14 protein-coding genes are annotated in these 14,126 nt (G+C 44.7%); 12 read left to right on the top strand and 2 right to left on the bottom strand.

Features of this window, described 5'->3' with window-relative positions; translation table 11 throughout:
• The first annotated feature begins 1 nt into the window (after position 1).
• Together glpK and ABE65_RS19975 are read left to right on the top strand one after the other, a co-directional pair.
• Entirely contained in the window at positions 2-1,504 is a 1,503-nt protein-coding gene (gene glpK / locus ABE65_RS19980) for a glycerol kinase GlpK (RefSeq protein WP_066398916.1), read from the top strand.
• A 238-nt stretch (positions 1,505-1,742) separates the two neighbouring features.
• Positions 1,743-3,401, top strand: coding sequence for a glycerol-3-phosphate dehydrogenase/oxidase (locus tag ABE65_RS19975; RefSeq protein WP_066398915.1), 1,659 nt, complete (start codon positions 1,743-1,745; stop codon positions 3,399-3,401).
• A gap of 316 nt (positions 3,402-3,717) precedes the next feature.
• Here the strand turns inward: ABE65_RS19975 and ABE65_RS19970 are convergent, their stop codons facing one another.
• Both ABE65_RS19970 and ABE65_RS19965 read right to left on the bottom strand, forming a co-directional pair.
• Positions 3,718-4,107 (bottom strand): DUF1722 domain-containing protein, encoded by a 390-nt coding sequence (locus tag ABE65_RS19970; protein WP_066398912.1) that lies wholly within the window; start codon positions 4,105-4,107, stop codon positions 3,718-3,720.
• A gap of 32 nt (positions 4,108-4,139) precedes the next feature.
• Positions 4,140-4,337, bottom strand: coding sequence for a hypothetical protein (locus ABE65_RS19965; RefSeq protein WP_066398908.1), 198 nt, complete (start codon positions 4,335-4,337; stop codon positions 4,140-4,142).
• A 219-nt stretch (positions 4,338-4,556) separates the two neighbouring features.
• On the opposite strand from ABE65_RS19965, the gene ABE65_RS19960 reads away from it, so the two are divergent.
• The 10 genes from ABE65_RS19960 (at position 4,557) to ABE65_RS19915 (ending at position 14,125) form a co-directional block, all read left to right on the top strand.
• Positions 4,557-4,931 (top strand): NADH-quinone oxidoreductase subunit A, encoded by a 375-nt coding sequence (locus ABE65_RS19960; RefSeq protein ID WP_066398906.1) that lies wholly within the window; start codon positions 4,557-4,559, stop codon positions 4,929-4,931.
• On the top strand, positions 4,922-5,437 hold the full coding sequence (locus ABE65_RS19955; protein ID WP_066398905.1) for a NuoB/complex I 20 kDa subunit family protein: 516 nt from the start codon (positions 4,922-4,924) through the stop codon (positions 5,435-5,437). The genes ABE65_RS19960 and ABE65_RS19955 overlap by 10 nt, the downstream gene beginning before the upstream one ends.
• Positions 5,434-6,855 (top strand): NADH-quinone oxidoreductase subunit C, encoded by a 1,422-nt coding sequence (locus ABE65_RS19950; protein ID WP_082861525.1) that lies wholly within the window; start codon positions 5,434-5,436, stop codon positions 6,853-6,855. Before ABE65_RS19955 ends, ABE65_RS19950 begins: the two co-directional genes overlap by 4 nt.
• A gap of 5 nt (positions 6,856-6,860) precedes the next feature.
• Positions 6,861-7,961, top strand: a complete 1,101-nt coding sequence (locus tag ABE65_RS19945) for an NADH-quinone oxidoreductase subunit D (protein ID WP_066398902.1) — start codon at positions 6,861-6,863, stop codon at positions 7,959-7,961.
• Positions 7,958-8,959 carry an NADH-quinone oxidoreductase subunit NuoH gene (gene nuoH, locus ABE65_RS19940; protein WP_066398898.1) on the top strand — a complete coding sequence of 334 codons (1,002 nt, stop codon included), beginning with the start codon at positions 7,958-7,960 and terminating at the stop codon, positions 8,957-8,959. The genes ABE65_RS19945 and nuoH overlap by 4 nt, the downstream gene beginning before the upstream one ends.
• Positions 8,960-9,484: 525 nt before the next feature.
• Positions 9,485-9,904, top strand: coding sequence for an NADH-quinone oxidoreductase subunit NuoI (nuoI, locus tag ABE65_RS19935; protein WP_066244809.1), 420 nt, complete (start codon positions 9,485-9,487; stop codon positions 9,902-9,904).
• The gene (locus tag ABE65_RS19930; RefSeq protein ID WP_066398893.1) at positions 9,901-10,413 is read left to right on the top strand and encodes an NADH-quinone oxidoreductase subunit J; all 513 of its coding nucleotides are present in this window, start codon (positions 9,901-9,903) and stop codon (positions 10,411-10,413) included. The genes nuoI and ABE65_RS19930 overlap by 4 nt, the downstream gene beginning before the upstream one ends.
• Positions 10,410-10,724, top strand: a complete 315-nt coding sequence (gene nuoK, locus ABE65_RS19925) for an NADH-quinone oxidoreductase subunit NuoK (protein ID WP_066398890.1) — start codon at positions 10,410-10,412, stop codon at positions 10,722-10,724. Before ABE65_RS19930 ends, nuoK begins: the two co-directional genes overlap by 4 nt.
• A gap of 18 nt (positions 10,725-10,742) precedes the next feature.
• The gene (gene nuoL, locus ABE65_RS19920; RefSeq protein WP_066398887.1) at positions 10,743-12,611 is read left to right on the top strand and encodes an NADH-quinone oxidoreductase subunit L; all 1,869 of its coding nucleotides are present in this window, start codon (positions 10,743-10,745) and stop codon (positions 12,609-12,611) included.
• Entirely contained in the window at positions 12,608-14,125 is a 1,518-nt protein-coding gene (locus tag ABE65_RS19915; RefSeq protein WP_066398884.1) for a complex I subunit 4 family protein, read from the top strand. Before nuoL ends, ABE65_RS19915 begins: the two co-directional genes overlap by 4 nt.
• Position 14,126 lies beyond the last annotated feature (1 nt).

Below are 14,126 nucleotides of genomic sequence, written 5' to 3'. Positions count from 1 at the left end.
TATGGAAAAGAAATATATCATTGCACTCGATCAAGGAACGACAAGCTCAAGAGCGATTCTTTTTAACAAAGCAGGAGAAGTCGTTGAGATCTCACAAAAGGAATTCAAGCAACACTTCCCTAAGCCAGGCTGGGTAGAACATGATGCACAAGAAATCTGGGGAACGATCTTAGCTGTAGTGGCTGAAGTATTATCAAAAACCGATACAGACCCAGGAGAAATCGCATCAATCGGTATTACGAATCAGCGTGAAACAACAGTCGTTTGGGATAAGAACACAGGAAAACCTGTTCACAACGCGATCGTATGGCAGTCTCGTCAAACAGCTGAGATCTGTGAAGAGCTTAAATCTCAAGGTTTAAACGATAAGTTCCGCGACAAAACAGGATTGTTAATCGACGCTTATTTCTCAGGAACAAAAGTGAAATGGATTCTGGATAACGTCGAGGGTGCTCGTGAAAAAGCGGAAAACGGTGATCTATTATTCGGAACGATCGACACGTGGTTGGTTTGGAAGCTAACAGGCGGAAGAGCACACGTAACGGATTATTCCAATGCGTCACGTACATTGATGTACAACATTTACGATTTAAAATGGGATGACGAGCTTCTTGAAATCTTGGGCGTTCCAAAATCCATGTTGCCAGAAGTTAAATCGTCATCAGAAGTATACGGTGAAACGATCGACTATCATTTCTTCGGTAAAAATATTCCGATCGCTGGTATTGCGGGCGATCAGCAAGCGGCACTTTTTGGACAAGCTTGTTTTGAAAAAGGAATGGCGAAGAACACGTATGGAACAGGCTGTTTCATGCTTATGAACACAGGAGAAAAAGCAGTTAAGTCTGAGCATGGCCTATTAACGACCATCGCTTGGGGTGTGGACGGGAAAGTCGAGTACGCACTTGAAGGAAGTATCTTCGTTGCTGGATCTGCCATTCAATGGCTTCGCGATGGACTTCGCATGTTAAAAGATGCGGCAGATAGTGAAGATTATGCAGAGCGCGTTGCATCAACAGATGGTGTGTATGTGGTGCCAGCATTCGTTGGACTCGGAACACCTTACTGGGATTCAGAAGCGCGCGGTGCGATCTTTGGACTGACACGTGGTACAGAAAAAGAACACTTCGTGCGTGCGACTCTCGAATCACTCGCGTATCAAACAGCTGATGTGTTAACCGCGATGGAAGCAGATTCAGGCATCGAGTTGAAGAAGCTTCGTGTTGATGGCGGAGCGGTAAAGAACAACTTCTTGATGCAGTTCCAGAGCGATATCTTAAACGTTCCTGTTGAGCGTCCGGAAATCAATGAAACGACAGCGCTCGGTGCCGCTTATCTAGCAGGACTTGCTGTAGGATTCTGGGGCGATCGTCAAGAAATAGCAGATAAATGGAAAGTGGACAAAGACTTCTACGTAAACATGAAAGAGGAAGAGCGTAAAGAGCTTTATGATGGCTGGAAAAAAGCTGTAGAAGCAACGATTGCTTATAAACCTAAAGCATAACCCTTTCAAAATCTTGAAAACTGCGTTATACTAATCACAAGTTGATATTGAACCGGTTGGAGATCAGGAGAGACCACAAAACCTCGTACACACGATGCGGGGTTCTTGTGGTCTTTTTTGCGTGCATATGTGCCAATACACGGAAATGTTGAAAAATGTGTGTTGGGTTCGCTGATTCCGGGAAAACTACCCGTATTATATATGTCCAACGGTTCTGTACAGAAGGAGTGAAGAGAAAATGACAGCATCATTTTCAACATATAAAAGAGAAGAAATCATCACAGGTATGAAACAGGAAAAGCTTGATCTCCTTGTAATTGGAGGAGGCGTAACTGGAGCAGGTATTTTATTAGATGCCCAAACGCGTGGTATGAAAGTCGGTCTTGTTGAGATGCAGGACTTTGCTGCTGGAACATCCAGCCGTTCTACAAAACTTGTTCACGGTGGACTTCGTTATTTAAAACAGTTTGAAGTAAAACTTGTTGCTGAGGTAGGTAAAGAACGTGCGATCGTATACGAGAACGCTCCACACGTAACAACGCCAGAGTGGATGCTGCTTCCGTTTTATAAAGGCGGTACGTTCGGAAAATTCTCCACATCCATCGGTCTAAAAGTGTACGATTTCTTAGCAGGTGTAAAACGTAAAGAACGCAGAAAGATGTTTTCAGCCGAAGAAACATTACGCCGTGAACCTCTTTTGAAAAAAGATAACTTACTTGGTGGCGGATATTACGTAGAATACAAAACAGATGACGCTCGTCTGACGCTTGAAATCATGAAAGAAGCGGTGTCACGCGGAGCATCAGCCGTTAACTACGCAAAAGTAACAAGCTTTATCTATAAAGGAAAAAGAGCGGTCGGTGTAAAAGTAGAAGACCAGCTGACTGGTGAAATTCATGAGATCTATGCGAAAAAGATCGTCAACGCAACAGGTCCATGGGTAGATGAGCTTCGTGAAGAAGACCGTTCAAAAACAGGAAAAGAGATCCACCATACAAAAGGGATCCACCTTGTTATTGATGGCTCTAAGTTCCCATTGAAACAAGCCGTTTACTATGACACAGAAGATGGCCGTATGGTGTTCGCGATCCCACGTGCAGGTAAGACGTATGTGGGTACAACAGATACGGATTACAAGGGAGACCTTGCAAACCCTGGTATGACGGAAGAGGATCTTCAATATGTACTAAATACGATTCACTTTATGTTCCCAGACGTGAAGATCACGCGCGACGATGTTGAATCGTCATGGTCAGGACTACGTCCATTGATTCACGAACCAAAAAAGGGACCTTCAGAAATTTCTCGTAAAGATGAAGTGTTCCACTCACCATCTGGATTGTTAACAATCGCAGGTGGTAAGCTGACAGGTTACCGTAAGATGGCTGAAAAAGTCGTTGATATCGTTCGCGATCAGCTTGGGGAAGAAGAAGGCACGAAATTCCCTGGATGCCGCACGCAACATATGGAATTATCCGGCGGTAAGATGGGCGGAAGCCAAAACTTCGCAGACTTCCTTCGTACAAAAGTACAAGAAGGCCTAGCATTAGGTTTGGATGACGCGAAAGCTCGTGAGCTCGTTCAACGCTATGGTACGAACATCGATATCGTATACGGTTATATGAAAGAACGCGGTGAAGAAGCGAAGAGCTACAACTTGCCAGTAAGTTTGTACGCATCCCTACTTTACGCATTGGAGTATGAGATGACGTCCACACCATCTGACTTCTTGATCCGCCGTACTTCTGCTCTATACTTTGACATCGATACGGTATATGAGTGGAAAGAAAGTGTGATCAACTGCATGGCTGATAAATTAGGCTGGAACGAAGTACAAAAACGCGAGCATGCGGAAGATTTTGAAGAGCAATTGCGATTGTCAGTTGAGGCGATCTAATAAAAATTGAGAGTTATGGCAGAGAGGCATCCCGCTTGGTTGAGCGGGGTGTTTTTTTATGTACGGGGTATATGAGGGGTTATTTGTGTCTGACAGGTGTCGAGGTTTGTCGACTTGAGGATAAACAGCCAAAACTTTTGGATTCATGCGTAAAACTCGTGGATTAGACGCTGATTTTTGTGGATTGAACGCTATAATTTCTTGATTGATTTGCAAAGGTACCCACCCAGGTATGCATAAAAAAGTTTCGTTCACCGAAACTGAACCTCTTTTAGGCAAAACAAAAGGATGATCCCACAACACGACGGGAGCATCCTCAATTCTTAATAAATGTTGAACGTGATAAGTATTCTGAAGGGTATTTTTGAAGCAAATACTTCAAAAAGAGATGAATTTCATACGGCATTTCATCATAATACTCTTCATCACTCTCTCTCAACGTGTCTAGCAGTGAAAAGAAGTGCTCTTTATCCACTTCTTCTGCTGATTTTTTAAAATAACCCCAAACATGTTCTAACGTATTGCATAAAGCACGGCGCTCAAAAGATTTTTCCTTCAACTCAGCAATCAACATCGTCACTTTTTCATAATCAGCAGTAGATTGAGCATCTCTCATCAACACTTGAACCTCTGTATAAAAGTTGTAGCCTTTTGCCATCACGGTATATTTTTCACTAGCCCACAATTGTTCGGTCTCTTTTTTCAAAGTAGATCACATCCTTTAATAACGATATTTCATTAAAGATAAATGTAGAGAGCAAGTGCGATGATCGAGACAAGAATCACCACTGCATAGATGAGAGTAAGGCGCACGAGGTTCTGACGAGTTGAACTTCCGTATTTTTCGTCCTGTGTTTTAGAAATCATGATCGTACCGACTAATCCAGCAATCGAGATCACGACGATCAAAAAGTAAGCAATCCACCATATATCCATTACAAATCTCCCCTTTACACCTATCATACTGCTAACAGTGTATCGTCACATCCGAAAAAATTACAGGATTATGAACATTTCTATAGAAAAATAAGGGGTAGACCTTAATATAGTAGAAGTACCATATGTGAAGAAGCACATCGACACAAAATATGGAATTTGCTATAATTAAAGCGGTTACAGAATTTATAAAATTCTGAAGATTAGGAGGTAGTCAGAATGGATTTTTATCATCTGTATCAAAACAATTACCTCATTGTGGCTGTATTTTTATTTTTAGGGGTTCTTTTGCCGGTGGTCGCATTGACTGCAGGCCGTTTGTTGCGCCCTTATAAACCATCAGCAGAAAAATACACCACCTACGAAAGCGGAATCGAACCTTTTCATCAAAGTTGGGTTCAGTACAATGTCCGCTATTATTTGTTTGCGCTCATGTTTGTTATTTTTGATGTTGAAACCGTATTTTTATACCCCTGGGCTGTTGCCTATGAAGAGCTTGGCGTTTTCGCTCTGATCGAAATGGGGATTTTTGTTGTTCTTTTAACGTTAGGTCTTGTATACGCTTGGAAAAAGAAGGTGCTGAAATGGACATAAATTGGGAACTTACGGCTGAGGAACGCGCCGAACTAGACCGCAACGTATTCATGGTAACACTCGAACAAGTAAAAGCCTGGGCCAGAAGCAATTCACTATGGCCGTTAACCTTTGGACTCGCCTGTTGCGCGATTGAAATGATGGGCACAGGTTCGTCTCATTATGATTTAGACCGTTTCGGAAGCATATTCCGTACGTCACCTCGTCAATCTGATGTAATGATCGTTTCAGGAACCGTGACGAAAAAAATGGCGCCCGTATTAAAACGATTATACGAACAGATGCCAGAACCGAAGTGGGTCATCGCGATGGGTTCATGCGCTACAGCTGGAGGCCCTTACATCAAATCGTATGCCGTCGTAAAAGGCGTGGATCAAATCGTACCCGTGGATGTATACATACCTGGATGTCCACCTAACCCTGCTGCACTCATTTATGGCATCAACAAGCTTCAAGAAAAAATCCGTTATGAAGCGAAGACAGGCAAGAAGGTGATGAGCGAATGACCGATAAGCAAAATGATTCCAATGAAGGGTTATCGATAGAAGAACAAAAGAAAAAAGCTGCTGCAGAGGCGAAAGCAAAAGCTCTTGAGCTCGCGAAGCAGCGACAGGCTGAAAAAGCGAAAGCGGCAAATGTGTCAGAACCGACCGCAGCCGAACCAGAGTTAACAAAAGAAGAGCAAAAGAAAAAAGCAGCCGCAGAAGCGAAGGCAAAAGCGCTCGAACTTGCGAAACAACGTCAGGCCGAAAAGGCGAAAGCGGCAGATGGAACAGAGTCGGCAACAGCTGAACCAGAATTAACAAAAGAAGAGCTGAAGAAAAAGGCGGCTGCAGAAGCAAAGGCAAAAGCCCTCGAGCTCGCGAAGCAGCGACAAGCTGAAAAGGAAAAAGTTGCAGAAGGAACCGAGCCGACAGCAGACGAGCCAGAATTAACAAAAGAAGAACTGAAAAAGAAAGCCGCCGCAGAGGCGAAAGCGAAAGCTCTAGAACTCGCAAAACAGCGTCAGGCTGAAAAAGAAAATACAGCGGAAGCTCCACAGACAGATGAGCCAACAGATGATCTTGCGAAACAAAAAGCGCTAGCAGCAGCGAAAGCAAAAGCTGCAGCAGCAGCCAAGGCAAAGGCAGCAGCAGCTGCTAAAGCAAAACTAGCAAGAGAGAGTGGAGGCGACGCGTCCACCGAACCCGCTTCAGACGATGAAAAAGCGAAAGCAGCGGCAAAAGCAAAGGCCGTCGCAGCAGCCAAGGCAAAAGCAGCAGCAGCTGCTAAAGCGAAAGCTTCCCGTGAAGCAGGATCAGATGCACCAACTAGTCCAATAGGTGATGACGAAAAGGCAAAAGCAATCGCCGCCGCCAAAGCCAAAGCAGCTGCAGCAGCAAAAGCACGAGCTGCCGCGAATGCAAAAGGTGCAGCAACAGAACCTGTCGCAGAAGAAAAGCCATCACCTAACCAACCTATCCTCGATACCTACAGAAAAGTCATCAAAGAACATCTAGGAGAAGATGTACTCGAAGATTCCTATATTAACAGACTGTCAAAAGACGTCCCTACCTTAGTTGCAAAACCTGATTCCTATTACAAAATTGCGGAGTTTTTAAAATATAACGATCAGCTTCGTTTTGATTATTTATCTGAAATGCACGGCACCGATTTTGAAACGCATTTTGAAGTCTATAACCATCTGTATTCGTACAATCATCGCCAATCGGTTGCTCTAAAAGTAAAAATAGATAGAAATAGCGCCACTACCCATTCCATTACCCCGTTATGGGAAGGAGCAAACTGGCCAGAGCGTGAAACGTTTGACCTTTTGGGAATCCACTTTGAAGGTCATCCAAACTTAACGCGCATTATGCTGCCAGACGATTGGGTAGGACATCCGCTTAGAAAAGATTACGAACCACATGACGTGGAGGTGTAGAGACATTGATCAGAACAGAAGAGATGCTCCTCAACGTTGGACCTCAGCATCCGAGTACGCACGGCGTTTTTCGAATCGTACTAAAAATCGACGGAGAAACGATCATTGAAGCTACACCAGTGATCGGTTATCTTCACCGAGGCACCGAAAAATTAGCGGAAAATCTTCAGTACACGCAGATTATTCCATACACAGACCGCATGGATTATTTAGCGGCAATGACGAACAACTATGTAATCTGCCATGCGGTTGAAACCATGATGAGTTTAGAGATACCAGAACGCGCGGAATATTTGCGTGTCATCGTGATGGAGCTCGGCCGCATCGCAAGCCATCTTGTTTGGTTCGGTACATATTTATTAGATATCGGGGCGATGAGTCCATTCCTATACGCGTTTCGTGAACGTGAAGCAATCATCAATATGCTGAACGAGATATGCGGAGCACGTCTTACGTTCAACTACATGCGTGTTGGCGGAGTGAAATGGGATGCCCCAGATGGCTGGATCGAGAAAGTCCGAGATTTTGTTCCATACATGAGAGAAGAGCTTGCTGGCTATCACGATCTTGTGACAGGCAATGAGATCTTTTTGAACCGTGTGAAAGGAATCGGCTACTACACAAAAGAAGAAGCACTGAACTTTTCATTAAGCGGCGCTAATTTAAGATGTACGGGTACGAACTGGGATCTTAGAAAAGATGAGCCGTATTCAATCTATGACCGTTTTGATTTTGATGTACCAGTCTTTCATACAGGCGATGCATGGGCGCGCTATCAGTGCCGCATGCAAGAGATCGAAGAATCACTCAAGATTGTAGAACAAGCGGTAGAACAGTTTCCAGAAGAAGGCCCGGTCATGGCAAAAGTGCCAAGAATTATCAAGCCGCCAAAGGGTGAAGCTTTCGTCCGCATTGAGTCGCCCCGCGGAGAGATCGGCTGTTACATCGCGTCAGAAGGAAAAAAAGAACCGTACCGCTTGAAGTTTCGCAGACCTTCTTTTTACAACCTTCAGATTCTGCCAAAACTTTTAGTCGGTGAAAACATCTCCAACTTGATTACCATCTTAGGTGGGATTGATATCGTTCTCGGGGAGGTTGATGGCTGATGGAGGATCTTTTATACGCACAGCCTGGCTGGACGCATGTTGCCATCTTCTTTGCGCTTGGCGCGGCATTACTCGTCACGGTTCTCGGGTTCGTAACTTACGCGATTCTAGCCGAACGAAAAGTGCTTGGATTCATGCAGATGCGTACAGGACCAAACCGGGTCGGGGGAAGATTCGGTCTTCTACAAACCGTTGCGGATGTTTTTAAACTTTTAATAAAAGAAGACACCATACCGAAGCTAGCTGATCGTCCATTGTTCATTTTGGCACCGGTCATCGCATTTGCACCAGCGTTCATGGTGCTCGCAACGATTCCGTTCTCAGAAAACATGCAGTTCGCAGACCTTGGCGTCGGCCTTCTGTATTACGTAGCCGTTTCAGGCATCTCGACAATCGGCATCTTAATGGGTGGATGGGCATCAAACAATAAGTACTCGTTACTCGGCGGCATGCGTGCGGCAGCGCAGATGATTTCATACGAAATTCCGCTTGTTATCTCTGTGATCGGAGTGATTCTTTTCGCAGGCAGCCTGAACTTAAACGACATCGTAAGAGGACAAGAAAACATTGCGTACATCTTTTTAACACCGATCGGCTTTTTCGTTTTCTTGATTTCTTCAATCGCTGAGCTAAACCGTACACCGTTCGACTTGCCTGAAGCAGAGTCAGAGCTCGTTGCCGGTTATCATGTGGAATACTCAGGGTTTCGGTGGGCATTCTTCATGCTTACGGAATATGTGTATCTGTTCGCGATGGCTTCCTTAACGACGGTTCTTTTCTTAGGAGGATGGAACCCAATTCCGTTTTTAGACTTCATTCCAGGTATGCTATGGTTCGGAGTCAAATTCAGCATCGTTGTATTTTTCATGATCTGGATTCGCGGAACACTTCCACGACTCCGCGCCGATCAACTGATGGGCTTCGCATGGAAGGTCCTACTTCCGCTCGCACTGCTAAACATTTTCGTCAGTGCAGCGGTTAAGGAATTGTTTTTATAAAAAAGGTATTGTAGATGCTCTGGTGTTTTCGAGGGGTGTTGATTTTCGTTACAGATGCTCGCTTTCCGCGGGGCAGGCGGTGAGCCACATTCGTACGTTTCACGTATAAGTGTCTCACCTGACCGCCAGTCCCGCAGGAGTCTCGCATCTTCCGCTACAATCAACTGTTCAAAGAAGACAAAAATATATTGAAATTCAACAAGCCTTTAAAAAGCCTTATAGAACGATTTTGTGCATTGCTATATTTTTAAAATGTTTGAGGCAGATTTCCTTACGATCAAGGTTTTGTCTATAACTTCATTGACTAGTTGATTGAAGCGCAAGGTGCGAGACTCCTGGGGGATCAGCGGGACAGGTGAGACTCTTAATAGTGCAAGGCACTAAGAGGCTCACCGCACGCCCCCCGGAAAGCGAGCAACCTGGAGCGGAAATCAAACTTTCATAAACGACAAGGCAATGACAAAACAATGCTAAAACAATGCTCTAACAATCGAAAGACCAACGCATAAGGAGCGTGATCTCAGGATGAAAGGTCTTGTAAAAGGTTTAAGCTATACCGTCAAAAACCTAACAAAACAAAACGTCACCACAAGCTATCCAGACGTGCCGATCCAGATGCCTGACCGTTTCCGCGGCATCCAAAAGTTCTATCCCGAAAAATGCATCGTCTGTAACCAATGCGCGCAGATCTGCCCGACCGACTGCATCCAGTTAACAGGTAAACCGCATCCCGATCCTGCGAAAAAAGGGAAGATCATTGATACGTACGACATCAACTTTGAAATCTGTATACTATGCGACCTGTGTACAGAGGTCTGTCCGACTGAAGCGATCGTCATGACGAATCAGTTCGAACTTGCTGAATACAGCCGAGATGAACTTTTTAAAAACCTCGAGTGGCTCGATGAGAACGACGAGAATGTTAGAAAGGAGAACAAAGCATGACCGGTGAAATGATCGCATTTTTCTTTCTCGCCTTAACAGCCATTGCCGGCGGCGTTCTTCTTATTAACCTATCAAATGTCGTTCATATGGTTGTTGCTCTTATCTTTACGTTCATTGCCATTGCAGGAATCTACATCACACTATCAGCAGAGTTCGTTGCCGTCGTGCAGGTGCTGATCTACTCAGGCGCGATCACGATCATCATGTTGTTTGGGATCATGCTCACACGTCATCAGGAAAAAGAGAAACGTGCACCACGGTTGAAAGTCATCTTAACCGGGCTTGCGATCGGACTTTTCTTTTTAATCATGTACGGTAAGATCAAAGACCTTGATTTTGGTCAGCAGAACGCAGAGCTTCACATCGATAATACGAAAAAGATCGGAATCGAACTGTATTCGCATTATGTGATTCCGTTTGAGTTAACTTCTGTCTTGCTGCTTGTTGCCTTGATCGGTTCTATCATTCTGGCAAAGCGGGATGACGATGAAAAGGAGGCAAAAAAATGAGCTCTGTTCCTTTAGCAGCTTACTTGACGCTTGCCTTGATCTTGTTCTGCATCGGTTTGTTTGGCGCATTAACGAAACGGAATGCGGTCATCGTACTGATTTCGATCGAATTGATGCTGAATGCTGTAAATATTAATCTCGTGGCATTTGCCAAATATTCTATAAATCCTGGATTAACAGGTCAGATTTTTTCGCTGTTTACGATTACGGTTGCTGCGGCAGAAGCGGCAGTTGGACTTGCGATTCTCATAGCGCTGTACCGAAACAGACAGACGGTCAACGTGGATGAGATGGATACGATGAAGCGATAAGGAAGGAGATGGACGATTATGTTGCAGAATAGTTGGCTTATACCGTTGTTCCCGCTTTTATCCTTCGTTTTATTGCTGATTTTTAGAAAATCAAAAAGTGAGGGCACCGCATGGATCGGTGTGCTCTTTACCGGATTATCGCTCATTCTATCTCTCGGGGTTTGGATCGCGGTGTGGCAAGGAGACGGAATTAAAGTTGAAAGCACTTGGTTTGAGATCGGTGAGCGAGCCATCACGATGGGATATGAAGTCAATCCGCTGAACGCTCTTATGCTTGTGATCGTTTCACTCGTCAGTTTTCTTGTACACCTTTATTCAAAAGGTTACATGCATGGCGATGAACGATTTCCCGTGTTCTTTGCGTATTTAGGATTGTTTTCATTTGCGATGCTCGGACTCGTTCTATCTCCGAATCTATTACAGCTCTATATGTTTTGGGAGCTTGTTGGACTTGGTTCGTTCTTATTGATTGGATTCTACTATTTTAAACCAGAAGCAAAAGCCGCTGCGAAAAAGGCATTTGTGATGACCCGAATCGGGGACGTTGGTCTTTTTATTGGAATGGTCTTGCTATTTTGGCAGGTTGGTAGTTTTGAATATGACGAAATTTTTGCTTCTGTCCGAAATGGTGATATATCTTCTGGCATGCTCACGCTCACCGCACTATGTATCTTTGTAGGAGCGATCGGAAAATCAGGTCAGCTGCCTCTTCATACGTGGCTTCCGGACGCGATGGAAGGTCCAACACCGGTATCGGCACTTATTCATGCGGCAACGATGGTTGCGGCAGGTGTTTACTTGGTCGCTGCGATGTATCCGCTCTTCCAAGCTTCAGAAACGGCACTAACGGTCGTTGCTGTAGTAGGGGGAGTCACGGCAATCTTTGCCGCTTCGATCGGACTTATGCAAAAAGACATCAAACGCGTGTTAGCTTACTCAACGGTCAGCCAGTTGGGTTACATGATGCTTGCACTTGGCGCATCCGGTTATGTGGCAGGGATCTTTCACTTAACAACGCATGCATTCTTTAAAGCGTTATTGTTTTTAGCGGCAGGAAGCGTAATTCATGCTGTACATACACAAAACATCGATGAGATGGGCGGACTTTGGAAAAAGCTCCGGCTGACAGGGCCTCTCTTTTTAATCGGTGCTCTAGCTATATCAGGAGTTCCGCTTCTATCCGGTTTCTTTTCAAAAGACGAGATACTAGCCAGTACGTATGCAGATGGCCGTTACGGATTGTTCTGGCTGGCAGTCGTTGCAGCCTTTATGACGGCGTTTTATATGTTCCGTCTATTTTTCCTTGTGTTTACCGGAAAACCGCGCGGTGATCAAGGTGGCGTACTTGAATCACCAAGTGTCATGACGCTTCCTATGATTGTTTTAGGTGTTTTGGCAGTCGTAGCTGGTTATCTGAACACAGCGTGGTTCGGTACGTTTTTAACGGATTACTTAGCAGGAGGTCCGGTTGAACTAGCGCATGGAGATCATCACGGCCCAAGCTGGATTCCAATTGTTGCGACAACCGCATCTCTTTTAGGAATCGGTCTAGCTTATCTAATCTATCAAAAAGGAGCACTTTCCCGCGATTGGATTACACGTTCTTTGCCAGGGCTCAGCAACGTGATCTACAACAAGTGGTACGTTGATGAAGGGTATGACGCAACTTTCGTTAAAGGAACGAAAAGTTTGAGCAAACTTGGCGTCCTGTTTGATAGATATATCGTGGACGGACTCGTGGCAGCTGTTGTGAGTGGTGTTCAAGGGCTCAGTAAGCTAGGATCGCGCCTTCAAAACGGGCAGGTTCAATCTTACGGAACATTCGCCATCTTTGGCATCGTGATTTTATTGCTGATTGTCGCATTAACAGGGGGGTACTTCACATGAACACATGGCTTCTATCGATCTTAATTCTTTCCCCGTTGTTAGGCGTTTTGGTTTTAATCTTTACTCCGTCTCAAGATGAGAAATCGATCAAATGGATTGGGATCTTAGGTACGCTATTTCCGCTAGGGACGGCACTTGTAACGTTGTCTGCATTTAACACGTCGAGTAAAGGTCTCCAACTAGCTGAGAAGTTTCAGTGGGTTTCTTATGAAGTCTTTCAATCGAACGGTGATGTGAGCTATCCGATCTTTTATGAAGTCGGCGTTAACGGCTTATCGATGATTCTCATTTTATTAACAACGGTAGTGAGTGTCCTTGCTGCCATTGCATCCTTTTCGATCAAAAAGGATTGGAAAAGTTATTTCATTTTGTTCTTCTTGCTCGAGATGGGCATGATTGGCGTATTCGCCGCACAAAATTTATTTTTGTTCTTTATTTTCTTTGAGATCACGCTCATTCCGATGTTCTTCCTCATCGGACGCTGGGGTTATCTTGAAAGAGAAAAAGCTGCGTACAGTTTTTTGATCTATAACGGTGTCGGTTCAGCCATTCTTCTGATCGCGTTCGTAGCGATGTTTATGAAGACCGGAACGATGAATTTTGAGCAGTTAGCTTATACATTCTCGCTTCCGCAATCTGAACTGAGTGATATGAACATCACGAAGAATTTTAAGATGGGGATGCTGATCGCACTGCTTGTTGCATTTGCCGTCAAGCTACCGGTCGCACCGCTTCACTCTTGGATGGTGAGGGTCCACGTTCAGGCGCCACCGCCGATTGTTATGCTTCACTCAGGAATTCTTTTGAAAATTGGGGCGTACGGCTTGATCGTTTTTGGAGCAGGGCTGTTTCCGGATCAGTTTAAATCTCTTGCTTTTATCATCGGATTGTTCGGTGTGGTCAACCTCCTTTATGGAGCGTTCTTAGCCCTCACACAACGTGATCTGAAACGGGTATTAGCATATTCATCTGTTTCGCATATGGGAATCGTTCTGATCGGGCTCGCCGCACTGAACGAAGCGGGTATGACGGGTGCCGTGTTCCAAGTTGTTTCTCATGGATTGATATCAGCTCTGTTGTTCTTTTTAGTAGGTGTTCTTTACGAACGTGAAGGTTCCTCTCAGTTAAAAGACTTTGGTGGAGTCGCTAAAAGAATGCCGATCTTTGCAGGAGTTATGCTCGCAGGGGGACTCGCATCATTAGGGCTTCCGGGAATGTCAGGTTTTATCAGTGAGTTCATGGCGTTTTTAGGATTGTTTGAGACAATGCCTGTGTTAGCAGCTGTAGGAACACTAGGGCTGATTTTAACAGCAGTCTATGTGTTGCGTGCAGTGTTGGCGATCACGTTTGGAACTGAAAAAGAACTATCGAACGCATATGATCTTTCATCAACAGAACGTATTCCGGCGTTTATCTTGCTTGCAGCGATTTTGTTCATCGGCATCTATCCTGCATGGTTAAGTGATATGCTCCGTCCAACATTAGATAGCATTCTGCTAGGGTTAGGGGGCTAAA

The sequence above is a fragment of the Fictibacillus phosphorivorans genome (assembly GCF_001629705.1).
Lineage (GTDB): Bacteria > Bacillota > Bacilli > Bacillales > Fictibacillaceae > Fictibacillus > Fictibacillus phosphorivorans_A.
The sequence above is the reverse complement of the archived record's forward strand: the minus strand, read 5'-3'. Positions and strand labels throughout refer to the sequence as shown.

Bases quoted from the DNA above. Each gene is read 5' to 3' on its own strand.
- ABE65_RS19960 (WP_066398906.1), top strand. From the start codon at position 4,557: ATGGATTTTTATCATCTGTATCAAAACAATTACCTCATTGTGGCTGTA.
- ABE65_RS19975 (WP_066398915.1), top strand. From the start codon at position 1,743: ATGACAGCATCATTTTCAACATATAAAAGAGAAGAAATCATCACAGGT.
- ABE65_RS19965 (WP_066398908.1), bottom strand. From the start codon at position 4,337: ATGGATATATGGTGGATTGCTTACTTTTTGATCGTCGTGATCTCGATT.
- nuoL (WP_066398887.1), top strand. From the start codon at position 10,743: ATGTTGCAGAATAGTTGGCTTATACCGTTGTTCCCGCTTTTATCCTTC.
- glpK (WP_066398916.1), top strand. From the start codon at position 2: ATGGAAAAGAAATATATCATTGCACTCGATCAAGGAACGACAAGCTCA.
- ABE65_RS19950 (WP_082861525.1), top strand. From the start codon at position 5,434: ATGACCGATAAGCAAAATGATTCCAATGAAGGGTTATCGATAGAAGAA.
- nuoK (WP_066398890.1), top strand. From the start codon at position 10,410: ATGAGCTCTGTTCCTTTAGCAGCTTACTTGACGCTTGCCTTGATCTTG.
- nuoI (WP_066244809.1), top strand. From the start codon at position 9,485: ATGAAAGGTCTTGTAAAAGGTTTAAGCTATACCGTCAAAAACCTAACA.
- ABE65_RS19915 (WP_066398884.1), top strand. From the start codon at position 12,608: ATGAACACATGGCTTCTATCGATCTTAATTCTTTCCCCGTTGTTAGGC.
- ABE65_RS19955 (WP_066398905.1), top strand. From the start codon at position 4,922: ATGGACATAAATTGGGAACTTACGGCTGAGGAACGCGCCGAACTAGAC.
- ABE65_RS19930 (WP_066398893.1), top strand. From the start codon at position 9,901: ATGACCGGTGAAATGATCGCATTTTTCTTTCTCGCCTTAACAGCCATT.